Raw genomic sequence first — 23405 nt, 5'->3', positions numbered from 1 at the left:
TTTATTTTTTTAGTTGGAATTTGGAATTTAAAAAATTGGAATTTACTTTTATGTTTACATTCAAACAATTTTCTATTTTACAAGACAAAACCGCTATGAAAGTCGGAACTGATGGTGTTTTACTTGGTGCATGGGCTCCAATAAGCCACAATCCTTTTAGTATTTTAGATATTGGTGCAGGAACTGGAATTATTGCTTTAATGCTTGCTCAGCGAACTCATGCGGAACAGATTGATGCTCTTGAAATTGATGAGGATGCATACGAACAAGCTGTCGATAATTTCGAAAATTCACCTTGGGGAGATCGTTTATTTTGTTTTCATGCCGGTTTAGATGAATTTATTGAAGAACCCGAAGACGAATATGATTTGATTGTTTCGAATCCGCCTTTTTATGCTGAAGATTACAAAACAGAAACTGAACAGCGCGATTTAGCCCGCTTTCAGGATGCAATGCCTTTTGAAGAACTAGTTGAAGCAGCCGATTTATTACTTTCCGAACATGGAATATTCGCTTTAATAATCCCTTTCAAGGAAGAAGAAAAATTCATCGCTTTGGCAAAAGAATCCGAATTATATCCAGTCAAAATTACGCGCGTAAAAGGAACTCCAAAATCTGAAATTAAGCGTAGTTTATTGGCTTTTAGCCGAAATGAAAGTCCTGAAATTAAAATCGATGAATTAATTATCGAAATTGACAGACACGTTTATACTCCTGAATATATTGAATTGACAAAGGAATTTTATTTGAAGATGTAACTAAAATTCCATCTTTTTATTCTCCGGCATTAGATTGCTATTTTTCCAGTATTCCGGGTCTTCGTTTAATTTCACACCTAACTTTAAGCGATCAATTGGACGTTTTATAGCAACCAACTCTTCTGTTTTGATATCCTGCGACATTAAATCATAGACAGAATTTAAAACGTATAATTGCTTTTTATCCTTTATTGAAAAATAAGTACTCTCCACCTTTTCATTACAATAATTAATAAAATATTTACCGTTAACATTCTTATATGTTTGTGTAATTTTTAATGAAGATTGTATTGTAATGTCGTCATTATCGTTCGACCTTTCATCCTTTAAAATAACATATTGCTCAAACTTTACAACCGCAAAAGATTCCGTTTCTATATAAATAAATCCATTTGCCGTATTGGCCTCAGGATTTCCAAAACCTGTTGAAAAAACATCAGGATCTAAATTTGTAAAACGTATTACATAAACTCTCTTACCATTGTAGATTGTTGTTCCTTCTTTCTTTAACTCAAAAGCATCTGTTTCATAAAGAACATTTTGGTTACTCAACAATATATTTCTAAAAATTACAACTCCAAAGTATCCTACTCCTTTCCAGTTATCAGTAGATTCCGAATTTTCATTCTTTCGGAATTGTTCTATTTCGCCAAAATAATTCTGTACGGCATCATCTGAAACCTTAATTCCATTTGCACTGAAAGTATTTAGCGATGCTTCTTCATTTACTGTAAAAATTCCGTCCCTAACCGTTTGTGCTCTAAAAAAAAATTTCTGATTAAACGGTTTTTGATAATAATTATCACCCAGATTTTCTTTTGCTTTCGTTAAAATAGCTTTAGCAGATAATGCTTTTGACTTATTTTGGGACGAAACAACTATCTTATCATCCAACGAAACCTCAGCATTATTTTCCTTTTTCAACTCAATTGCCAGGATTTTATTTTTCAGTTTTTCGAGTTCAGAAACCAAAATTGTATCAGAATAATATCCCAGCGCAGAAATAATTAATTTATCATTAAAACTAATTTTCGGAACACTAAACTGAAACCCCCCATCTTCATTTGCTACTACACTTTTATTACAATTAAGAAGATATAAATCAGCATGAGGAACTACGGCGTTTGATTTTGAATCTTTTATATTACCCGTAATTTTAAAAGAATCATAATCGTTTTCACGATTTTGAGCATACAAAATAGTCTGTGCTAACAGAACAGTAATTACAAACCATTTTGTAAATTTTGTTGTAGAATTTTTCATTTATTTTCCTGTTTTAACAAATAGTAATGCTCGGTCCAAAACCTCATCTTTACCTTGTTGAATACCTAATATTGTTGGCTTCACCTCAATATCCGGAACGATGCCAATACGTTGGGTTTCTTTTTTATTGGGATAAAAAACGCCATAACAAGTAAACGAAGTATAAAATCCTTTAATGATCGGAAATCTATAATTTGCTCCATCTGCACCTCCTGTCTGACTTCCTATCACTTTAACTTTTGGAGCAGTTTGCAAACTCATCGCATTAAATTCTGCGTGGCTCACAGCTTTTTCATTTACCAAAACAATTACTTTTCCTTTGTAATATTCTGGATTGTTTTTACCACACTTTAGAATTTCATTTCTCCACAAATAACGTCCTGGATAACTTACATCTGGATCTAAGAATTTAACAAACTCCTTAGGTTCAGAATTTAGCCAGTCCGAAATAGCAAACATAACATCATTCGGACGTTCACGATTATCAAAAATAATAGCGTTTGTATTATTAAGTGCAGAGATCAAAGCAGGGACATCACTTTCTTCTAATGCATCATAATTAACATAGCCAACATTATCCTCTAAAATTTTCCATTTTTCTCTATCTGGAAACTGAATTTTTAAGTCTTGATATTTATAACGATTTATTGATTTAACAGCCGTTTTTCCGTCACGAACAAACTCTACTTCAACAGAGGATGTTTTACCGTTAAAAATTGTCCAATATGCATTTCTTAAAACAGATGGTTCGTTTGATCCTTCAACATATTTTCTATTTTCTTTTAAAAGTTCAGCAATAGTTTTTCCTTCAACTTTCGTAATTACATCACCTATTTTTAAATCACTTACTTTTGCCAATGAATCGTTTTTTAAACTAATGATTACTGCCTTTTCATCAATAATTTTGACATCCGCAGGGATAAATTTATCTCCAAAATAATCAAATAACTGAGACATTTGAGTTGATGCGTGTGTATCATTTAATTTTATAGAAATTTCACGCATTGCCAAAACAAAATCTTTCTCAGATTCAGGAGCATAAAATCTAGGAAGCATCGTATTTAATACTTTATCCCAGTTTTCATCCATTTGATATTTGTAAGGGAAAAAGTATTCTATATAATTCCAATATCTGAACAATGCCAAAAGACGCAAATTTTTATTTGTCCATTTAAAATCTGTGTACTTAATTTCATTATTAAACTGCAACGGCACTTTACCAGTATTCAACTCGAAATCAACATAATATTGCTTTACCTGAATTCTGTTTTCTTCAATAAATTTTATTTTTTTTGAAAGTGATTTAGAGAATAAATCATTTTTTGAAAACCATGACAAATCAAAGTTTTTATCAAAATATTCCTTTTTTGAAGTAGGTGTCGAAATTTTATATGCTTTTACTTCGCCTAAAGATGTTATCCAATTTTCGATCACTAACGAAAAAGCTTCGGCAGTTTGTGCTTCTTCTACTTTTGGCAAAATTTGAAACAATTGTTCGTCCCAATTTTTACTTCCATCCGCCACATTTGGATGATAATACTTTAGAAAACCCCAAACTTTGCAGGTAGCAGCGAGTTTTTGAGTTTCGGTAATTGGTTTTGAAAATGCATTTTGAAATAATAAAACAAGGACAAGAAGTAATGTTTTCTTCATTAGAAAAAAATGGTTATGTTAGTTATTTAGGTTTGGGTTAATTTTAAACTTGCTCAAATATACTCTTAAATTGATATAAAATTCTTTCAATTAATCGTAAATCTTCCGTAACAATTTCAGCGCTTCCTTTCATTTCCTGCTGAAATACAATTTGTTTATTATACGAAGTTTGCAATCCATCAGGGAGCGCAACATCTAAAAGCAGATTACCATCTTTATCCGGAACAAGAGAAATATTCTGAATTTTGCCTTTTAGCACTCCAAATTCCCTATCGGGAAAATTGGCCAATCTGATATTTACTTTTTGTCCTACTTTTATTTTGCCTGAATTTAGTGCCGGAGCCTTTACCTTTCCTATGAAACCATTCTTTGCATCAGGAATAATAGAAAAGACATTATCGCCAACATTTATAGTTTGGTTTTCATTCCAGACCTGTAAAAAAGTAACGACACCACTAATTGATGATTTTAGCGTATAGGCCAATTCCCAATCTTTTATCACTTTTTTAAGCTGAAAAAAGGACTGTGCCATATTGCGACCAAGGTTAACTTCTTCTTTAGTGCCGCTTATCTGCGAATTACGGCTCAGTTTTGTGTTATCTATCAAAGAGGACCTTAATTCAGAAATCGACGTTAATAAACTCTTATAATTCTTTTGGGCCTGGAGGTAGCCTAGTTTTTTAGCTTCCATTTCCTGCGCTGAGATAATTCCTTTATTAAACAGTGTTTCAAAACGGGCGATTTCATTTTTCTGAAGCTGTAATTCACTCTCGTTAAGTACTTTTTGCTGCTGCAGAATATCTAACCTTTCCTTAATCTGAACTTTTTCAGAAATCTGCGCTCTGTTTTCGACTTCAAAAGGCTGTAAATTTTCATTTAGTTTGTCTGCTTCATAATCTTTTTGAAAAACAGCAAAAGCACTTTCAATTTCCCCTAATTGACTATTTTTTAAAACAGCAAATGGAAATGTTTTTTTGGGATCGTTGATATTATAATTTTCAACTATGCTTTTTAATAAAAAAACATCCTTATAATTTGCCGTGTTTTCAATAATTGCCAATGTCGTACCTTTTGACACTACGGCTCTATTCTTTACCAAAATCACTTCGATCCTTCCTGATGATTTTGATACAATCTTCTCCGGTGGAATATTGGTTGTAATTACAATCTCTGTATTTACAACATCTGGGTATTTTATGAACCACGAAATAAAAAAGAGCATAAAAATAATGGCAAATATCAAGACCGTTCCCCATCGGATCATCCAGTGCGGTACTTTAGTCAGGATGTCCTGAACTTCTTCACTTCTTAATTCGAATGTATCTTCAGCCATAATTAATTTCCTAACTGCAATTGATTTTTAACCAACTCAAAATAATTTCCTTTTTGTTCCACCAATGCTGAATGGTTTCCAATTTCGATAATCTTTCCCTTATCTAAAACCACAATCTGATCTGCATTTATTACTGTACTCAATCTATGCGCAATTACGATCACTGTTTTGTTTTTGAAGAATACATCCAGCTTTTGCATGATTGCTTTTTCATTATTAGCGTCCAAAGCCGATGTTGCTTCATCAAAAAATAGTATTTCCGGATTTTTATAAACCGCTCTTGCAATAAGTAGACGTTGTTTTTGTCCGGTACTCATTCCTACTCCTTCTGCTCCAATTTTTGTATTGTATCCCAAGGGCAACCCACTGATGTATTCTTTTATATTGGCCACATCTGCTGCATATACTAAACGCTCTTTATCAATTTTATCAACTCCAAAAGCAATATTATTCGCAATCGTATCACTAAAAATAAAACCCTCCTGCATTACTGCCCCAATATTGGATCGCCAGGCTTTTTGTGAAATATTTTTTAACTGGGCATTTCCAATATTTATTTCGCCTTTTTCGGGATCGTAAAACTTAAGAAGCAATTTCATCAACGTTGTTTTACCACTTCCGCTAACGCCTACAATCGCTGTTACTTTATTAGCCGGAATTACCAAATTCAAATCATTCAAAACAGGAATATCTGATCCCAAATAGCGATATGAAACATCTTTCAGCGTAATATCACAATCAACCGGAACTTCATTTGTCTGATGGACTTCCTGTTGTATTTCATCTTCTTTTTCATGAATTTCAGATAACCTTGCCAACGATATTTTGGCATCCTGCAATTCCCTTACAAATTCTATCAGCTGCGTTATTGGCCCGTTTAAACTTCCTACGATAGAGCTAATGGCCAGCATCATTCCGAGTGTAATTGAACCATCAATAACCAATTTAGCCGAAAGAAATATGATGAAAATGTTTTTTAATTCATTAATAAAAGAAGATCCTATAGTTTGGGTTTGTTCTAAAATAAGGCCTTTTATTGAAACCCTGAAAAGTCGTGCCTGCACATATTCCCAACCCCAGCGTTTTTGTTTTTCGGCATTGTGGAGTTTGATTTCCTGCATGCCATTTATAAGCTCCATCACCTTACTTTGCTCCTGAGACACTTCGGCAAAACGTTTATAATCCAGCACTTCTCTTCTTTTCAAAAACAAAGTAATCCAGCCAAAATACAACAAGCTTCCTATAAAAAACACAAGGAAAATTTTCAGGTTAAAATAGGCCAGAACTGCGCCCAAAACAACCATATTAATCATAGAAAACAATACATTTAAAGACGATGTAGTCAGGATTCTCTCTATGCGCCGATGATCATTAATCCGCAGCATAATGTCGCTTGTCATTCGGACATCAAAAAAAGAAATGGGTAAATTCATCAGTTTAATAAAGAAATCTGAAATAAGCGAAATATTGATTCGGGTAGACAGATGAAGCAATATCCAGCTTCTGATCAATTCTAAACCTGTTTTTCCGGCAAAAAGAAATAATTGTGCAAATAGAATCAAATAGACGAAACGAAGATTTTGATTCTGTATCCCAACATCAACTATACTTTGGGTTAAAAACGGTGAAATAAGCATTAATAAACTACTGGCAACCAAACCAATACTTAACTGCGTCAAAAAAGACTTATAGCGCAATACATATTGGGACAACAACTTAAAACCTAATCCTTTATTTTCCTCCTTATCAAAATCAGACTGAAAGAATTTTGGTGCTGCTTCCATCAGCAATGCAATGCCTTCTTTAGTCGCGTTATCTGCATTATTTCCAATCCAGAATTTTATAAAATCCTCTCTGTTGTATTCAATGAGTCCAAAAGCCGGATCTGAAATGTAATAGGTATTTTTCTTGATTTTATAAAGAACAACATAATGGTTTTTATTCCAATGCAGAATACAAGGCAAAGGCGCCTCTTCTAGTCTTTCTAAATTTAACTTTACCCCTAAAGTCCTAAAGCCAATTTTTTCTGCGGCATCGCTTAAAAACAGCAAATTACTCCCCTCACGAGTTGTCTCGCTAATATCTCGCAAATCCTGAATATTGATCGTTTTACCGTAATGTTTGGCAATAATTTTCAAACATGTTGGACCACAATCTTTAATATCAGCTTGTTTAAAATGGGTAAATTTTTTCAATTTCTAAATTATTTTTTTCAGTAGCAATTTAACATTATATTTTTTGATTTAACAGTAAAAAAAAACAGAGAAGAAATAAATCTACTCTGTTAAGTATCTAAAAAATAAAAAATTAGCAATACAACTTTTTCTCTAGGACATGGCACTGGCTAACCCTAACCAAATAAAATTAACACAGCGACCAATTTCCTGAGAATCCCGACACCAATCATCAATGTTGGGATATTTGCTCAATGTTCCACGATCGAGCGCCTACAAATTCAAAAAAAAACATGACTAAATTTCTGATAAGGCTTTATATTATTGCTTGTATAAAATTTAAAATCAACAGCAAAGGCGACTTGTATCGCAAATGCCCGGCATTTTATCTATGGGGCACGGTTCACCAACTGGAACTAAAACACATCCCGCTTCTATCGCATAAATCCAACATTCAGGAATTCCTCCTTTTATTGTCTTTTGCTCACTTTTACTTATATGCTGAGCATTTTTTAGATTTAAAATTTTCTTTAACATGGCTGTTATGTTTTAATTTTTAATCAATTTAATTGCCACAACTCTCTTCTGTCAGAATATGATGTACAATCTTCTTCACTAATCCAGGCCTCGCATCTTGGAGATACTTCTTTTACATTATTAGCAATAATCATTTTTTGCTCATTTGCTGTTAATTCCTGCGTTCCTTCAAGGTTTAAAATATTCTTTAGCATAAGTTCTAAGTTTTAGGCTTCAATCGTTTTAAGACATTTGAAGATTCTGTCTGCTTTTCTCCTGTTAGGCAATTTTCTCGAGAATTTCGACATCTTCTACATAATCGTTTAGAAAATATTTCAGCTCGTTTAGCTCGTATTCGTTCGGAAACAACTTCTCATTTACAATTTTAACCGGTGTATAATTAAAATTATTTTTCGAACACCACTCATATTGTTTATTAATCTCCTGATTAATCATCATGCTCACTGACTCAACATGCCATTTTTTAAGCCATTTTTTAAGACTCATCTTTTTAATATGCCAGTCTGAAATAGCTTCAACCGTTTTTCCCGGTGTAGATCTGTTTATTGTCAATAGTCTTTCTACAACCGCTTTATATGGATTATCTGTGTTTTCCGGGTTGATATTAAACAGTACTTTTAGAAATATTCTATCCGGAAATTTTAAAACCAATTCAAATGCTTCCTGGAATGTGGTGTTACATAAACCACAACTTGGGCTTATAATCACAGAGAGTTTTACTGCTGCGTTTCTGTTACCAAAGTTCAATCCTCTTAGATCATCAAATCCGTTTGTGTTTATTACTTTTCTAGACAGGAAGTTTAATAATGAATAATTTCTTTTGAATTTTTTCAACTCTTTAAGTGAGTTATCACTTTTCAGCATGCTTTTTATCATTGGTTTTGCAATAAGCCACATTGGTAAAAGAAGAGCCAAAGAAAATAAGAAAGGAAACATGCTTTCAAATGCAAAAGTCAGTGTGAAAAAATCTGATGCAAACCATATTGCACTTTGCGTAAAAATTAAGAACGATACTACCAGACACATTACGCACCATTTTTGAATTTCAAATTTTTGAATCCAAATAGAGGATACTATGACAGGGATAGCGAGTAAACTTAAAAACCCTATAAATATTGCCGAATCAAAAGGCTTTACTAAAATTGCGATCAAACTTGCACCGAAAAAAATAAGTGGTAAGTCTGAAAAATTAAGCAATTTGTTTTCGGTTCCTTCATTAGCATTAATAACAGAATTACATGAAGAATTTGAACTCAGATTGCAAAATTTTGAGATCATTGTATTTTTAAAACCTAATTTCTCCTGTACAATAAGTATGCTCACAACAAGACCGAATATAGAGGTTGCTAAAAAAGCAAGACTAAACCAACTATATGTATTATAAAAAAACGACAAGCCAACTAAAAGAAGAAAAGGCAGAGAATATTTTAACCAATTATATTCTACTTTCAAATTTTCTCTTGCGATTACATTATTTGGTTCGATCGCTACAATTACGCCATTCCAATCTAAAAGGAATTTTTCGTAAGCCATTTTATAAGGTCCCTTTTTTTCGGTTGTAACACGAACATCATTTTTGGCTTTTTCTACTAATATAAGTTCATCCTGAAAATAAGCTAAAAAATTTGCTGGCAAATCTACTATCTGTTCTTTCGGAACTCTTATTGCTGCGTTCTCTATAGATAAAAGATCTAACGAATCTGTTATCGCAAATAGACTTGGATAATTTGGATGAGAAAGAAACAAATCCTTAAACTCATTTTTTATCTCTGAGTATCTATTTATCTGTAGAAATTTTTGGACAAGTTTTAACATCTTTCGGATCGTTTAAAATCATAATTACAGTACAAAGATTAGTGTTTTTATCCAAAATAAAACGCTGAAGGCACACATTTTATCAATTATACTACATACAATTTATAAATTATATCAGTCTGAATTAAAGATTTAATCATTTGATTATCAATTAATTATCAAACAAAGTGTTTCGCAAAAACTTGCAAAAACCTATTCTCGATGAAGCGTTTTCCTTTTTGTCTAGTTTTGATATACAATAATTCTAACACACAATAAGATGGCAAATATGAAATTAAAATTCGAAGATTTTCAGGCAGAAAAATTATCTAAAAACCAACAAAAAATGGTTCGAGGAGGAGATGATGTACCTACACCACCACCAGCGGTTGATCCTGGAAAAGATGGTAAGGGAGGAGTTAGTTAATAAATTCCCTGATGGAGCTAAAGCTCTAAAGAAACAAATCAATGTAAATCATAATAAAAAATAATATTGCAAAGTATACTGAACTTTCAAGTATACTTTGCAATATTATTTTATAAAAACATTAGATTATTTTTATTTCATTCCGTTCTTCTTAGAACATTTCTTAAAAATAAGCTCTTGTTTTACTGAGATAATTTTAGCAATAGACTGATTCTTATTTTTTATTTTTTTTCGAAACATCAGAAATTAATGCAATCATTTTTTTCTGGGATTTCTTTTTATCTCTACTATTTTTAATCAGCAAAAAGACAATCCCAAGAAATAAAATCACATAAAACACATTTAGCATTCTATTCAAAAGGGAGTCTTCTTTATATTTTTTCTCAATAGAGAGCATTTCGGCTTTAAGATTATCTTCTCCTTGCTTATAATTTACTTTTACTCTTTCTTCATTCAATTTCCCTTCAAGTTTATCAAAAAGATCCAAATAAATTCTGGAATGCTTATGAGCAAGTTCAGGCATATTCAGCTTATTATAAATTCTTGCCTGATAGTAATTAGATCTTAAATAAGAGATTTCATTTGAATGGTATAAAACCTGAAGTGAATCCGTTTTTTTTAAAAAAGGCAATGCTTTGTAGTATTCTCCATTTGATTGAAAAAGATCCCCTAGATTATAATAAGCAGAGCTTAATAAATCAAACTGTTCATTTTTTAGCGCCAGATTTACAACCTCAAAATATATTCTCTCTGCGCTTTTGTAATCTTTTCTCCAACTCGCAATATTTCCTAAACTTAATCTAGAAGTTGCTTCGATATAAGGAAAGTTTCCAGAATATTTTATTGCCTTTTTATAAAAATATTCAGAAGAATCTAATAGTTTTATTCTTCGTTTATCTATATAATACGATTCATAAGCACTTCCTAAACCAAGATATACATTACTTCTTCTGTTTAAAAGTTCTGCACTGGTAAACAGATTTTCATTTTTATCTACAAAGTCAATGATTTCTCGGTCGTTTTTGATTGCTAATTTGTAATTCCCAACAGATTCATTGAGCAATGCGATATTTGCCTTAAATTTTATTATTTGTTTAATATCTCTTATTTGAGAAGAAACTTTAATTCCAGATTGAAATATTTCCAATGCAGCACCATGATTTCCTCTGTACCATTCTGCTAATCCTCCATAATTATATACGTCAGCTGTAACACGTTTTTTTTCTTTAGAGTCAGGTATTTTAGCTAAATAACCAAGTGCCAACTTGTATTTTTCTTTAGATTTATCTGTTTCACCTTTTAATTGTAATATACTAGCCATTGCACCATTTGCAAAAGCCAAATGTTCATAATTACTAGATTTTGCCATTTGCTCAGCATAGACTAGAGAACGATCAACAGAGGAGTTAAAGTAAAGACGGATCTTATCTTTCAAAGTTTCGTAATCGTCTTCAATGACTGTGTTTTTCTGTTGAGAAAATGTAGCAGTAAGGACAAAAAAGAATAGGAAACAATAAATTCGGTTCATAAAATTTATTTTGAGAATTAAACTTCTATTTTATTACTCAATTCCACCTTTTTCGTTTTAGATTTCGCAATTAAGACAACCATATTTTTCCGGGCCTTATTTTTTGCCCTTACATTTCTTATCAAAAGAAATGATATTCCTAAAAATAAAAGCACACATAAAACAGTAAGAACCCTATTCAAAAAAAGATCCTTTTTATATTCTTTTTCTAGCGAGAGCATTTCAGCCGTCAGATTATTAACTCCCTGTTTATAGTTTACTTCTAAAGCTTCTTTACTTATTTTCGTTTCGTATTTCTCATAATTAGCCAAATAAATTTTAGAATGTTGATACGCTAAATAAGGCTGTTTAAGTAGTGCATAAATTTTGGCCTGATAATAATTAGATTTTAAGTAGTCAAGAGTATTACCTGAAATCATTGAAATTGAATCTGACTTTTTATAAAAGACAAGCGCTTTGTCATAATTTTTGGTTGTATAGTATATGTCTGCCAAGTTATAGTTAGCAGTACCCAATATTCCCAATAAATTATTTTGTTTCGCTAAAAAAGCAACCTCGTAGTACATTTTTTCTGCATTCTTAAAATCGTTTTTCCAGCCATAGACATTTCCTAAACTCAATTTTGCAGAAACTGTATTTTCAATAAAATTTTGAGAATATTTAACTGTTCTTTTATAATAATATTCTGCAGAATCAAGCAAATATCTCTTACTTAAATTTTTCATAAAGTAACCTTCATAAGCAGTACCTAAACCACGACTATTATTGCTTTTGTAATTTAACATTTCCTCTTTGGTAAAAAAACCTTCCTTCTGATCTACAAAATCATTCAGATATTTTAGATTTTTAATACTTAACTGATAATTACCTACTGCCTCATGAACTAATGCAATATTAGCCTTAATCTTAATTATTTGTTTGATGTCACCTATTTGGGTTGAAAATTTTAAACTTTTCTGGTAATTTTCAAAAGCTTCACTATAATTTCCTCTAATAAACTGTGCTATAGCCCCGTAATTATAAACATACGATTTCATCTGTATCTTATCATGGGATTCTGGCATTTTTTCCAGATAATAAAGAGCCGCTTTATATTTTTTTTGGGATTGTTTTATATTACCTTTTGACTGATATAAAACAGTCATAGCACCATTTGCGAAGGCCAAATGCTTGTAATTGGTGGATTTCGCCATTTGTTCAGCATACATTAGGGAGCGATCAACTGATGAATTAAAGTATAATCGGATTTTACCCTTTAATGTTTCATAATCATCCTCAATCAATGTATTTTTCTGTTGAGCAAATGCTGGGTTGAAAACAAAGAAGAGCGACAAAAAGATAATAAGTCTTGGTGAAATTGTTTTTGAAAAGATCGAGGCAATAGGAAACATTAGGAAACTAAATATTACTGGCAAATTGAGCCGGAGACACACCTGTTCTTTTACGGAAAGATTTTGCAAATGAAACCGCATTTTTAAAACCTACACTTTCTGCAATAGCCTGTGTAGAGTATTTTCTATACATGTGATTGGTAATCATCTCGTTGATTACGTAGTTAATTTTTAATTCATTGGAATATTCACCAAAAGATTTACCAAATCTTTTATTTACTACATAAGATAAATAAGTTGTATTTGTTTTTATTTTTTTTGCGACATAAGGCAATGTAAAATCGGCATTCAAATATTCTAATTTATTTTCAAGTGCCAATAATTTTTCAACTATTTTATTCTCTTTTGCTTCATCAATACTTAAATTGACATTCTCCTTTTTGAGATGAATTTCTTCTTGTTCGAGTATTGCATCTTCTTTTTCTAATACTTCAAATTCAGGATTGTTTTTCTTCTCAATGTTTGCTTTAAATTCTTCAATTAAAGCATTCATCTTTTTATGGGCTTTATTTTTATCTCTAATGTTTTTTATTAATAAAAAGACAATTCCTATAAACATTAAAACATAAAAGACTTTAAGTCCTCTATTTAAAAAGACTTCATTTTTATATTTTTCTTCAATAGAAACCATTTCAACTGCCAAATCATCAACTCCCTGTTTGTAATTTACTTCTAAAGCTTCCTCACTTATTTTTGCTTCGTATTGCTCATAATTATCCAAATAGATTTTAGAATGCTTATAAGCTAAATCAGGTTTTTTAAGAATATTATAGATTTTGGCCTGGTAAAAATTAGATTTCAAATAATCAATCGTATTATCTTTTGATAATAATGCCAGCGAATCGCATTTTTTAAAAAAGATCAGTGCCTTATCATATTTTTTAGTCGAATAATAAATATCGCCTAAATTATAATTTGCTACACACAGCGTAGTGGTCGAATTATTTTGTTGTGCTAAAAAGATAACATCATAATACGTCTTTTCAGCATTCTTAAAATCATTTTTCCAACTGTACACATTTCCCAAACTCAATTGGGCAGAAATTTTATTTTCAGCGAAATTTTGAGAATAATTGATTGTTTTCTTGTAATAGTATTCTGCAGAGTCAAGCAAATATTTTTTAGTTAAATTCTTCATGAAGTAACTTTCATACGCACTACCTAAGGCACGATTATAATTACTTTTATGATTCAACAATTCTATTTTAGTAAAGGCACCTTCCTTTGCATCAATAAATGTAATAAGCTTTTTTAGATTTTTTATAGATAGCTGGTAGTTACCTACAGCCTCATTCAGTATAGCGATATTTCCGTTAATCTTAATAATTTGCTTAATATCATCTATTTCAGTAGAAAACTTTAAAGCCGTTTGATAACGTCCGAGCGCTTTACTATAATCACCTCTCCAATACTCTACTATGCCAGCATAATTATAGACATACGATTTCATGAGTGTTTTATCGCGAGATTCTGGCATTTTTTCCAGATAATAAAATGCTGCTTTGTATCTTTTTTGTGATTCCTTTATATTACCTTTTTTTTGAAAGAAAAAGGTCATGACACTATTTGCAAAGGCTAGGTGTTTATTGTTATCCGACTTCTCCATTTGGTAGGCATATACAAGTGCACTGTCGACATTTGCATTAAAATGAAGTCGAATTTTATCTTGCAATCGTAAATATTCCTGTTCACTAATTTGTTTTTTCTGAGCAAAACCAACATTAAGAACAAAAAGTAGTAGAAAAGAGATGATTAGCCTCATTTATGTGTTTTTGGATTTCAAAAATAACGCTTAAATTTTCAATAAACTAAAATTAATTTGCTACTTTGTTGTTAATTTTGTTACGAAATTAAAAAAATATAACAATTCAACGCTGTTTTGTTATATTTTTATTACGTAAATTTGTTTTAGTAAAACTATCAAAAATGAAACCAGATTTATTTCAAGCTCCAGATTATTACAACCTTGACGATCTATTAACAGACGAGCACAAATTAGTTCGCGAATCTGCACGTGCATGGGTTAAAAGAGAAGTTTCTCCAATTATAGAAGAGTACGCTCAAAAGGCCGAATTTCCTAAACAAATTATAAAAGGACTTGGGGAAATTGGTGGATTCGGGCCCTATATTCCACATGAATATGGTGGTGCAGGATTAGACCAGATTTCATATGGTTTGATTATGCAGGAAATAGAGCGCGGTGATTCTGGTGTACGATCGACTTCATCAGTGCAATCGTCTTTGGTGATGTATCCTATTTGGAAATATGGAAACGAAGAACAGCGAATGAAATATCTACCAAAACTAGCAACAGGAGAATTCATGGGCTGTTTCGGTTTAACAGAGCCTGACCACGGTTCTGATCCCGGAAGTATGATTACTAATTTTAAAGATATGGGAGATCATTATCTTTTAAATGGTGCCAAAATGTGGATTTCAAATGCTCCGTTTGCTGATATTGCCATTGTTTGGGCTAAAGATGAAACAGGAAGAATTCACGGTTTAATCGTTGAACGTGGCATGGAAGGCTTTACAACTCCCGAAACACATAATAAATGGTCGCTTCGTGCGTCATCAACCGGAGAATTGATTTTTGATAATGTGAAAGTTCCAAAAGAAAATCTATTACCAAACAAATCAGGATTAGGAGCACCTCTTGGCTGTTTAGATTCTGCCCGATACGGTATTGCATGGGGAGCAATTGGAGCTGCTATGGATTGTTACGATACTGCTTTGCGTTATGCTAAAGAAAGAATTCAATTTGGAAAACCAATTGGAGGAACACAATTGCAACAGAAAAAGCTAGCCGAAATGATCACCGAAATCACCAAAGCACAATTATTAACATGGCGTTTAGGTGTTTTGAGAAACGAAGGAAAAGCGACAACTGCTCAGATTTCGATGGCAAAACGTAATAATGTCGATATGGCCATTCATATTGCACGTGAAGCCAGACAAATGTTAGGCGGAATGGGAATTACCGGTGAATATTCGATTATGCGACACATGATGAACCTTGAAAGTGTTATTACTTATGAAGGCACTCACGACATTCATTTATTGATTACCGGAATGGATGTAACTGGAATTCCAGCATTTAAATAGTAAACGTTTATTAAAATATATACAAAAACAATACTAAAAGCTTCTTCTAACCAAGAAGCTTTTTATCTTTGCACAAAAATTCCAAAAATGAATATTGAAACTATAAACAATAGCATTCAACCTCAAAAAGAACAACTTTTACAACATTCTTTATACAACAAAATCCAAAGTATTGACGATTTACATATTTTCTTAGAAAATCACGTATTTGCCGTTTGGGATTTTATGTCATTATTAAAAGCTTTACAAGCCAAACTTACCTGCACAACAACACCTTGGTTTGCTACAAAAAACCCTGAAACAAGATATTTAATCAACGAAATTGTTCTTGCAGAAGAAACAGATTTGACGATTGACGGAAGAAGACAAAGTCATTACGAAATGTATCTTGAAGCCATGGAAGATTGTGGTGCTGACACTACTGGAATCAATAAGTTTTTATCAGAAGTACATTCGCTGCATAATATTTTTGTCGCCATAAAACAAAGCTCGCTACATCCTGATGTAAAAGCCTTTTTAGATTTTACTTTTAGAGTTATCGAACAAGGAAAACCGCATGAAATTGCTGCTGCTTTTACTTTTGGAAGAGAGGATCTAATTCCGAGTATGTTTACTGCAATCTTAAAAAACTTTCAAAAAAATCTTCCAGAAACGGATCTAAGCAAATTGCTTTATTATTTTGAAAGACACATAGAACTGGATGCAGATGAACACGGACCAATGGCAATGCAGATGATCACAGATTTATGCGAAGATGATGCTCAAAAATGGAAGGAAGTCGAAGAAATTTCGATTCTTGCCTTAGAAAAACGAATCGGACTTTGGAACGCCATTGAAGAAGAAATCGTTATGAAAGCAGAAATGGTATAAAACCAAATCAATACATTTAACGTAAATATTTGTTTAGAATGACTCAGAATCTAATTTATTCAAATTATGAAACCACATTTCAAACAAATAGTTATCGTTATACTTTCCATCTTTTTATTAAGCTGTAGTGCTGAAGAATCAGGTTCAGGCAATGCTGTTACTCCTCCTCCAGTTAAACCTCCCACTACACAGGTTCCAACTACTCCAATCTCAGGTTCAATCAATTATTTAGCATTAGGCGACAGTTATACCATTGGACAAAGTGTTTGCGAAACCTGCCGATATCCTGAACAGCTAAAATCGAACTTAAATGCAATTTACCCGCAAAGTAATTTTTCTTTAAAAATAATTGCCACTACAGGCTGGACAACTACTAATTTAATTTCAGCAATAAATACTCAAAATCCAGAATCAAATTATGATTTGGTTACGTTGTTAATTGGCGTTAATAATCAATATCAGCACATGGATTTTTCAGTGTACGAAAAAGAATTTCCACAATTATTAAACAAGGCTATCTCTCTCGCTAAAGGCGATAAAAACAATGTAATTGTACTCTCCATTCCAGATTATGCCTACACTCCTTTTGCAGCTAATTATAGTTATGAAAACCGAATGAAAATTTCAAATGAGATAGATCAATACAATGCTTTCGCTGAGACTTACTGCCTAAGTAAAGGCATAACTTTCATCTCTATTACTGATATCACCAGACAAGGCTTAAGCAATACTAATTTAGTCGCGTCCGATGGATTACACCCTTCAGAAACAGCTTATAAGATGTTTGTTGACCGTATACTGCCTCAAGTAAAAATGGCTTTACAGAATTAGTTTTTTTAGAAGCAAAAGATCCGTTTTCAAAAGACCACTCGTCCCGCTATCCACTATATCTTTTGTGGTGTCCCGAGGCTTCGGGACCACCACAAAAGGATGTCGTTTCTATCGGGGCTAAGTAAGAAGTTATAGATTTTCAAATCGAAACTTCGAGGATTGAAATTTAAAAAATTACCTTTGAAGAATTCATTAATCTATAGAATATCCTTTTAATAATGGAATTTTTCAAAACTACAAATGAAGATATCGATGCTGTTTTCGACATCTATAACGAAGCTACTTCTTATCAAAAAACGGTCAATAATAAAAGTTGGAGAGGTTTTGAAAGAGCACTTATTGAAAAAGAAATAGCGGAAAATAGCCATTTTATTATCAAAGAAGGAAATGAAGTCGCCTGTACATTTGTCATTACCTTTAATGATTTGGTTATTTGGAAAGAAGCCGCCAAAGACCCTGCAATATACTTACATCGTATTGCAACAAATCCAAAATTCAGAGGACAATCCTATGTCAAAAAAATCATAGAATGGGCTAAAATTTATGCCAAAGAAAATGATAAACAATACATCAGACTTGACACTCATAGCGGTAACGAAAGAATAAATAAATATTACTCAAGCTGTGGTTTCGATTACAAAGGAATTAGCACTATCGAATGGACAAAAGAACTACCTGAACATTACAAAGAAGGTTCTTTTAGTTTGTTTGAAATTAAACTATAATAATTTCTAAAAGCAAAAATCCCTTATGAATTTTCATAAGGGATTTTCTTCTTGCAGAGAGGAAGGGATTCGAACCCTCGATACAGTTACCCATATACTAGCTTTCCAGGCTAGCTCCTTAAACCACTCGGACACCTCTCTTTATTGGTCTGCAAAGAACACAAAAAAAACTGAGTTACAAAAACAAAATCAAAAATTAGTTTACATACTTTTTCTGAATTCTTCCATAAACAATTTTACTGCTTTTTTTTGGTACGCTCCTTCTATCGTTAACATAAACGAATCTCTTTGTGTTGCGACTCCTGTAATATTTATCGCTTTGATGTTATCCCAGCCTTTTAGGGCCTTCTCGGTCACAATTGTCGCCCAATAATCACTATCACCCACTAATCGCAATAAAGCATGAACTGCATTTAATTCTATTGAAACGGTGGGCTTCATATTGTTTTTCAAGAACAATTCATCAAGAAATTCTCTCGAATTAAATCCTTTTACAGGTAAAATAAGCGGAAGATCTTCTATTTTCTTAAAGGAAATTTTATCTAAAACAGCTAACGGATGCGTTTTTGAAACGGCCAAAACCAACTTTGAAGTAAACAATGGCACTTTTTGAAACGGAAGTTCAATTTCATTAGAGGAAATAACCAAAACCAAATCTAATTCGTTATTCAATAGTTTTTGTTCCAAAGGTTCTGTTGTGCCATATTCAACAACAATTTTTAAATGTGGGTAAGTTTTGGCAAACAAATCGACGATTGGCAAAACCAAAAGCCCGAAAATATAAGTTACTCCAATTCGCAATTCTCCACCAATCATTTGGTTTAAATCATCAATAGCCTGTTTACCGCTTTGGACATTTTCTATAATTTGTTTGGCATGAATTAAAAAAACAGATCCGGCTTCAGTAAGCTGCACTTTCTTTCCAATCCTTACAAACAAAGGCATTCCGAGTTCTTCTTCCAGTTTTTTAATTTGCTGTGAAAGTCCGGATTGGGTTACAAAACACAATTCGGCCGCTTTGGTAAAATGCAAAACGGCAGCTGTTTTAATAAAGTATTCCAATTGATAGATTTCCATATTGATAAGTTTTAATACTTGTTATCAGTAAAATTATTAATTTTTCTAATGAAATCATAATCCCGAACTTTGTAAAAAAATAATAAGAGTTATGTTTAAAGCGCTAAAATCAAAAAACTTCAAATTGTTCTTTTACGGACAATCGGTTTCTGTTATCGGAACCTGGCTTCAAAAAACAGCTGTAAGTTGGATGGTTTACAGCGTTACAGGCTCCGTTTTTTTATTAGGATTAGCTACTTTTTTAAGCATGATTCCGTCTTTATTTTTGGCACCAATTGCAGGAAGTATCATCGGGCGTTACGACAGACACAAAAGTATGATCCTGTTGCAGTCTTTGGCAATGTTTCAGGCTGGGGCTTTGGCTTTGCTGATTTATCTAAAAATATACAACATCAACTTTATTCTGGCTTTGAGCCTTTTTCAGGGAATTATTAACTCCTTTGATATGACTTGCAGACAAACCATGATGATTGATATTGTCAATGATAAAGAAGATTTACCAAACGCAGTCGCTCTTAACTCCACCTTAAATAATTTCGCCCGAATTGCAGGCCCAGCCTTAGCAGGAATTATTTTGCACCAATACGGAGAAGACATTTGTTTTATTGGAAACTTCTTAAGTTATATTCCCGTTTTGATCTCTTTGTTAATGATGAAAATCACACCGCACATTAAAGCAACTGACAAATTGAAAATGTGGGATGATTTTATTGAAGGTCTTGATTACGTCAAAAAAGAAACTGATATGGCAAAAATGCTGCTGATGCTAATGGTTAGCAGTTTATTCGTAATTTCTTTCAATACTTTGATGCCGGTTTTTGCCAAAGATATTTTTAGTGGAAACGCCCAAACTTTCAGCTGGTTTGAAAGTGCCGCCGGAATTGGATCCATCTTATCTGCAATATATTTAGCAAATCTTAAAAAAGCCGACAATATGAACAAAATAATGATCGCTGCGAGTCTATTATTAGGTTTTAGTGTCATTATACTTGCCTATTCAAATAGTTTAACTGTGGCGCTTATTTGCATGGCTTTAAGCGGTATTGGAATGATGGCGCAAACTTCATCGATAAATATTTATGTACAAACGCAAAGTACTGTAAAAATGCGTTCAAGAAGTATCAGTTATTATCTAATGGCGTATCAGGGAATGATTCCTGTTGGAAGTTTGATAATTGGGTATGTTTCGCATATTATTGGAACACGAGAAACGGTTGCAATTCAGGGGATAATTTGTATTATTTCAGTGATTGTGTATGTTTATTATAAGAGACATAGTTCTGAGGAAGAATTGGAGACTTGTACGGTAACCTATAGAAATTCCAAAAATTAAATTCCAAATTCCAATCTTTGGAAGGGAAATTCCAATAAATATTTATCGTAACCTCAAAGTATTTCATTTCCACGCAGGAGACTCGAGCGATAGCGACTGGCGTAGCAAATCCCCGCAAGAAACTCTACAAAGATCAGCAATTAGGAACGGAGCTACTCGCGGGGATTCCTCATTCTTCGGAATGACAAACTACACGAAAATCTCTCAATTACTAATAGTATATTTATAAAGTGACCGCAGAATATGTCATTTCGACGGAGGAGAAATCCTCGCGAGAAACTCGACAAAGATTGGTTATTAGGAACGGAGCTGCTTGCGGTGATTCCTCATTCTTCGGAATGACAAACTAGATCAATTCACTTTTAGACTTAAACTAAAATGATCCGATCTAAGATTTGGAATTTGGAATTTTTTTATTGAAATTTTTCTTTTTATAACGAAATCTCCCCTCGTAAAGCCGTTTCAAAAATCTTTTTGAAATTTTCCTGCTGAATATTATGTCCTAGCAAATACATCAATTTTGTAATTGCAGCTTCTGTAGTAATGTCTTTTCCTGAAATAACACCCAGAGATTTTAAGGCGGTACTGGTTTCGTATTGTCCCATATTTACACTTCCTCCTGAACATTGTGTAACATTTACAATATGCAAACCAGATTGAATGGCTTTCTGAATTAAATTCAAAAACCAATCTTCGGTTGGCGCATTTCCTGAACCATAGGTTTCAAGAACAATTCCTTTTAAATCTTTAATGGCAAGAATTGAAGACAGAACAACTTCGCTCATTCCGGGAAACATTTTTATAATGGCTACATGATTGTCTAAATTCTTGTGCACAATCAATTTAGCATCTTCCTTTACTGGAAGAAATAAATGTCTGTTTAATTTAAGATGAACGCCAGATTCTACCAATTCAGGATAATTTGGCGCTGTAAAAGCTTTAAAATGTTCTGCATTTACTTTTGAACTTCGGTTTCCGCGATATAATTTATATTCAAAATACAGACAAACTTCTGTAATAACCGGTTTTCCGTTTTCCTGAAGTGAAGCAATCTGAATTGCGGTGATCAGGTTTTCTTTTGCATCCGTTCTCAAATCTCCAATTGGCAATTGAGAACCTGTAAAGACAACTGGTTTTGTTAAATTCTCCAGCATAAAACTCAATGCTGAAGCTGAATAGGACATAGTATCGGATCCGTGAAGCACTACAAATCCATCAAAAGCATCATAATTTTGCTCAATAATTGTGGCAATTTTGGTCCACATTTCCGGATTCATGTTCGACGAATCTATTGGGTGTTCAAAAGAAACAGTTTCAATTTCACAATCTAATTGTTTGATTTCCGGGATCTTTTGCAATAATTTCCCAAAGTTAAACGCTTTGAGTGCACCGGTTTCAAAATCCTTGCTCATACCGATGGTTCCTCCGGTATAAACTAAAAGTATTTTAGCTTTAGATGACATCCTGGTATTTTAATTTATTGACTACAGGATTCGCATACATACAAAGAAATCCTTGTCTTGTAACAGGATTATCGCTTCCGATACGCATTTCTAAACGACGTAAAAAAAGTGATTTTTCACTTTCTCTGTACAAATGAGAAAATTTATCTGTTTCGTTTAAAATATCGTAAGCTATATAATTTGTTGGCCATAATCGGTAACTCTTCAAAATAGAATCATCAATAACTTGTGCCAAAGCCTGAATTTGTTTGTTTGCATTGTCATTCTCTGCAACAATCTGATCGATTTCAGTATCTAAAACATCTCCAACTGAAATATGTATTCTTTTTTTGGTTCCCATAATACCACTTAAAATGGTCATGAAATCCTCATTTTTCTCTTTAATATAAACTTCGTTCTTTGCTTCTGCCATTAATTGTGGCATTTTCAGAACATCTGTCGGATCGTATTCGTAGGAGATTGAAACCGGAACGATTTTTAATTTCTTAAAATAATCCATCAAATTGGCTTCGTCAGAACCCATACCGATCATTTTTAAAACTCCCGGATTGGTTTCGTCATTTCCGTCTTTCGTACGTCCTTCACGTTGTGCAATCCAAACCGAACGATTTTCACGAAGCAACAATTGCCCCATATATTCAGACAATAATTTAGAACTCTGCAACATTTCTCTTGGCGTTAAACCTCGTAAAACCAAAAAGTTTCGGTTTAGTTTTGCCAAAGTACTCAGGAAAGCTTTCTTAACTAAATTGTCTCCAATTGCAGATGCAGTCATTACTAAACCATGTTCGAATAAACAAACATTCAGCAAAGTAGTATCTAATAAAATATCTCTGTGATTCGAAATAAACAAATAAGAAGTATTTTTTTCAAGTTTCTCGAATCCTGAAGTTGTAAGGCCTTCAGAACTTTTCTCTAAAACCTTTTGTATTGTATTATAAATAAAGTTGCATTGAAAATCACGAATAGAATGTGTTTTTTTAAGCTGCTCTTTCCAAACCTCATCTTCTACTTCTGGAAAAGTAAAGTTCATCATGGTTTTCATCATCGGATGATTCACAACATCACGAAGTGCTTCATTTATTTCTGAATCATAAAACGGTCGAATGGCATCAAATCTCTGCATTATAAATATTTATTTAG

The 23405-nt window shown here is 32.7% G+C and carries 20 protein-coding genes and 1 tRNA gene; 7 read left to right on the top strand and 14 right to left on the bottom strand.

The features are described from left to right. The first annotated feature begins 50 nt into the window (after positions 1 to 50). Positions 51 to 758 (top strand): tRNA1(Val) (adenine(37)-N6)-methyltransferase, encoded by a 708-nt coding sequence (locus BUA98_RS03530; RefSeq protein ID WP_072970593.1) that lies wholly within the window; start codon positions 51 to 53, stop codon positions 756 to 758. Here the strand turns inward: BUA98_RS03530 and BUA98_RS03525 are convergent, their stop codons facing one another. From BUA98_RS03525 to BUA98_RS03500, 7 genes are all read right to left on the bottom strand, one after another. Further along, positions 759 to 2021: a carboxypeptidase-like regulatory domain-containing protein gene (locus tag BUA98_RS03525; protein ID WP_072970240.1), complete on the bottom strand. Its 1263-nt coding sequence runs from the start codon at positions 2019 to 2021 to the stop codon at positions 759 to 761. Beyond that, positions 2022 to 3674, bottom strand: a complete 1653-nt coding sequence (locus BUA98_RS03520; protein ID WP_072970239.1) for a S41 family peptidase — start codon at positions 3672 to 3674, stop codon at positions 2022 to 2024. Between the two features lie 43 nt (positions 3675 to 3717). Beyond that, entirely contained in the window at positions 3718 to 5007 is a 1290-nt protein-coding gene (locus BUA98_RS03515) for an HlyD family secretion protein (protein WP_072970238.1), read from the bottom strand. Between the two features lie 2 nt (positions 5008 to 5009). Beyond that, a complete protein-coding gene (locus BUA98_RS03510) occupies positions 5010 to 7202 on the bottom strand; it encodes a peptidase domain-containing ABC transporter (protein ID WP_072970237.1) in 2193 nt (730 codons plus the stop codon). A 324-nt stretch (positions 7203 to 7526) separates the two neighbouring features. Further along, a complete protein-coding gene (locus BUA98_RS03505; RefSeq protein WP_072970236.1) occupies positions 7527 to 7718 on the bottom strand; it encodes a hypothetical protein in 192 nt (63 codons plus the stop codon). Between the two features lie 23 nt (positions 7719 to 7741). Then, entirely contained in the window at positions 7742 to 7912 is a 171-nt protein-coding gene (locus tag BUA98_RS22320) for a hypothetical protein (protein WP_159433446.1), read from the bottom strand. 64 nt (positions 7913 to 7976) lie between these two features. Then, complete coding sequence (locus BUA98_RS03500; protein WP_072970235.1) at positions 7977 to 9533, bottom strand: vitamin K epoxide reductase family protein; 1557 nt, start codon at positions 9531 to 9533, stop codon at positions 7977 to 7979. Positions 9534 to 9792: 259 nt separating this feature from the next. On the opposite strand from BUA98_RS03500, the gene BUA98_RS22245 reads away from it, so the two are divergent. After that, complete coding sequence (locus BUA98_RS22245) at positions 9793 to 9939, top strand: rSAM-modified peptide (RefSeq protein WP_099049338.1); 147 nt, start codon at positions 9793 to 9795, stop codon at positions 9937 to 9939. A 214-nt stretch (positions 9940 to 10153) separates the two neighbouring features. Here the strand turns inward: BUA98_RS22245 and BUA98_RS03495 are convergent, their stop codons facing one another. From BUA98_RS03495 to BUA98_RS03485, 3 genes are all read right to left on the bottom strand, one after another. Beyond that, on the bottom strand, positions 10154 to 11467 hold the full coding sequence (locus tag BUA98_RS03495) for a hypothetical protein (protein WP_072970234.1): 1314 nt from the start codon (positions 11465 to 11467) through the stop codon (positions 10154 to 10156). A gap of 17 nt (positions 11468 to 11484) precedes the next feature. Then, positions 11485 to 12750, bottom strand: coding sequence for a tetratricopeptide repeat protein (locus BUA98_RS03490; protein WP_139256989.1), 1266 nt, complete (start codon positions 12748 to 12750; stop codon positions 11485 to 11487). Positions 12751 to 12865: 115 nt separating this feature from the next. Next, the gene (locus BUA98_RS03485; protein WP_072970232.1) at positions 12866 to 14620 is read right to left on the bottom strand and encodes a helix-turn-helix domain-containing protein; all 1755 of its coding nucleotides are present in this window, start codon (positions 14618 to 14620) and stop codon (positions 12866 to 12868) included. Between the two features lie 164 nt (positions 14621 to 14784). On the opposite strand from BUA98_RS03485, the gene BUA98_RS03480 reads away from it, so the two are divergent. The 4 genes from BUA98_RS03480 to BUA98_RS03465 all read left to right on the top strand — a co-directional run bounded on the left by BUA98_RS03480 (position 14785) and on the right by BUA98_RS03465 (position 18389). After that, positions 14785 to 15963 (top strand): acyl-CoA dehydrogenase family protein, encoded by a 1179-nt coding sequence (locus BUA98_RS03480; protein ID WP_072970231.1) that lies wholly within the window; start codon positions 14785 to 14787, stop codon positions 15961 to 15963. A gap of 87 nt (positions 15964 to 16050) precedes the next feature. Next, positions 16051 to 16833 (top strand): DUF3050 domain-containing protein, encoded by a 783-nt coding sequence (locus BUA98_RS03475; RefSeq protein ID WP_072970230.1) that lies wholly within the window; start codon positions 16051 to 16053, stop codon positions 16831 to 16833. A 66-nt stretch (positions 16834 to 16899) separates the two neighbouring features. After that, positions 16900 to 17664, top strand: a complete 765-nt coding sequence (locus tag BUA98_RS03470) for an SGNH/GDSL hydrolase family protein (protein ID WP_072970229.1) — start codon at positions 16900 to 16902, stop codon at positions 17662 to 17664. A gap of 218 nt (positions 17665 to 17882) precedes the next feature. After that, positions 17883 to 18389 (top strand): GNAT family N-acetyltransferase, encoded by a 507-nt coding sequence (locus tag BUA98_RS03465; RefSeq protein WP_072970228.1) that lies wholly within the window; start codon positions 17883 to 17885, stop codon positions 18387 to 18389. Between the two features lie 54 nt (positions 18390 to 18443). On the opposite strand, the gene BUA98_RS03460 is transcribed toward BUA98_RS03465, so the two are convergent. Continuing rightward, positions 18444 to 18530: transfer RNA gene (locus tag BUA98_RS03460), tRNA-Ser, on the bottom strand. Positions 18531 to 18590: 60 nt separating this feature from the next. Further along, the gene (locus BUA98_RS03455; protein WP_072970227.1) at positions 18591 to 19466 is read right to left on the bottom strand and encodes a LysR substrate-binding domain-containing protein; all 876 of its coding nucleotides are present in this window, start codon (positions 19464 to 19466) and stop codon (positions 18591 to 18593) included. Positions 19467 to 19557: 91 nt separating this feature from the next. Here BUA98_RS03455 and BUA98_RS03450 point away from each other — a divergent pair, with 91 nt between their 5' ends. Further along, positions 19558 to 20799 carry an MFS transporter gene (locus tag BUA98_RS03450; protein WP_072970226.1) on the top strand — a complete coding sequence of 414 codons (1242 nt, stop codon included), beginning with the start codon at positions 19558 to 19560 and terminating at the stop codon, positions 20797 to 20799. Between the two features lie 431 nt (positions 20800 to 21230). Here the strand turns inward: BUA98_RS03450 and BUA98_RS03445 are convergent, their stop codons facing one another. Then, the gene (locus BUA98_RS03445) at positions 21231 to 22262 is read right to left on the bottom strand and encodes an asparaginase (RefSeq protein WP_072970225.1); all 1032 of its coding nucleotides are present in this window, start codon (positions 22260 to 22262) and stop codon (positions 21231 to 21233) included. Next, a complete protein-coding gene (locus tag BUA98_RS03440) occupies positions 22252 to 23388 on the bottom strand; it encodes a 1-acyl-sn-glycerol-3-phosphate acyltransferase (protein WP_072970224.1) in 1137 nt (378 codons plus the stop codon). The genes BUA98_RS03445 and BUA98_RS03440 overlap by 11 nt, the downstream gene beginning before the upstream one ends. Positions 23389 to 23405 lie beyond the last annotated feature (17 nt).

Origin of the sequence: Flavobacterium saccharophilum, assembly GCF_900142735.1 — a bacterium.
Taxonomy (GTDB): domain Bacteria; phylum Bacteroidota; class Bacteroidia; order Flavobacteriales; family Flavobacteriaceae; genus Flavobacterium; species Flavobacterium saccharophilum.
The sequence above is the reverse complement of the archived record's forward strand: the minus strand, read 5'-3'. Positions and strand labels throughout refer to the sequence as shown.

What these genes read in the sequence shown, in the direction of transcription:
- BUA98_RS03530 (WP_072970593.1), top strand. Translation starts at nt 51, where the DNA reads ATGTTTACATTCAAACAATTTTCTATTTTACAAGACAAAACCGCTATG.
- BUA98_RS03525 (WP_072970240.1), bottom strand. Translation starts at nt 2,021, where the DNA reads ATGAAAAATTCTACAACAAAATTTACAAAATGGTTTGTAATTACTGTT.
- BUA98_RS03520 (WP_072970239.1), bottom strand. Translation starts at nt 3,674, where the DNA reads ATGAAGAAAACATTACTTCTTGTCCTTGTTTTATTATTTCAAAATGCA.
- BUA98_RS03515 (WP_072970238.1), bottom strand. Translation starts at nt 5,007, where the DNA reads ATGGCTGAAGATACATTCGAATTAAGAAGTGAAGAAGTTCAGGACATC.
- BUA98_RS03505 (WP_072970236.1), bottom strand. Translation starts at nt 7,718, where the DNA reads ATGTTAAAGAAAATTTTAAATCTAAAAAATGCTCAGCATATAAGTAAA.
- BUA98_RS22320 (WP_159433446.1), bottom strand. Translation starts at nt 7,912, where the DNA reads ATGCTAAAGAATATTTTAAACCTTGAAGGAACGCAGGAATTAACAGCA.
- BUA98_RS03500 (WP_072970235.1), bottom strand. Translation starts at nt 9,533, where the DNA reads ATGTTAAAACTTGTCCAAAAATTTCTACAGATAAATAGATACTCAGAG.
- BUA98_RS22245 (WP_099049338.1), top strand. Translation starts at nt 9,793, where the DNA reads ATGGCAAATATGAAATTAAAATTCGAAGATTTTCAGGCAGAAAAATTA.
- BUA98_RS03495 (WP_072970234.1), bottom strand. Translation starts at nt 11,467, where the DNA reads ATGAACCGAATTTATTGTTTCCTATTCTTTTTTGTCCTTACTGCTACA.
- BUA98_RS03485 (WP_072970232.1), bottom strand. Translation starts at nt 14,620, where the DNA reads ATGAGGCTAATCATCTCTTTTCTACTACTTTTTGTTCTTAATGTTGGT.
- BUA98_RS03480 (WP_072970231.1), top strand. Translation starts at nt 14,785, where the DNA reads ATGAAACCAGATTTATTTCAAGCTCCAGATTATTACAACCTTGACGAT.
- BUA98_RS03475 (WP_072970230.1), top strand. Translation starts at nt 16,051, where the DNA reads ATGAATATTGAAACTATAAACAATAGCATTCAACCTCAAAAAGAACAA.
- BUA98_RS03470 (WP_072970229.1), top strand. Translation starts at nt 16,900, where the DNA reads ATGAAACCACATTTCAAACAAATAGTTATCGTTATACTTTCCATCTTT.
- BUA98_RS03465 (WP_072970228.1), top strand. Translation starts at nt 17,883, where the DNA reads ATGGAATTTTTCAAAACTACAAATGAAGATATCGATGCTGTTTTCGAC.
- BUA98_RS03455 (WP_072970227.1), bottom strand. Translation starts at nt 19,466, where the DNA reads ATGGAAATCTATCAATTGGAATACTTTATTAAAACAGCTGCCGTTTTG.
- BUA98_RS03450 (WP_072970226.1), top strand. Translation starts at nt 19,558, where the DNA reads ATGTTTAAAGCGCTAAAATCAAAAAACTTCAAATTGTTCTTTTACGGA.
- BUA98_RS03445 (WP_072970225.1), bottom strand. Translation starts at nt 22,262, where the DNA reads ATGTCATCTAAAGCTAAAATACTTTTAGTTTATACCGGAGGAACCATC.
- BUA98_RS03440 (WP_072970224.1), bottom strand. Translation starts at nt 23,388, where the DNA reads ATGCAGAGATTTGATGCCATTCGACCGTTTTATGATTCAGAAATAAAT.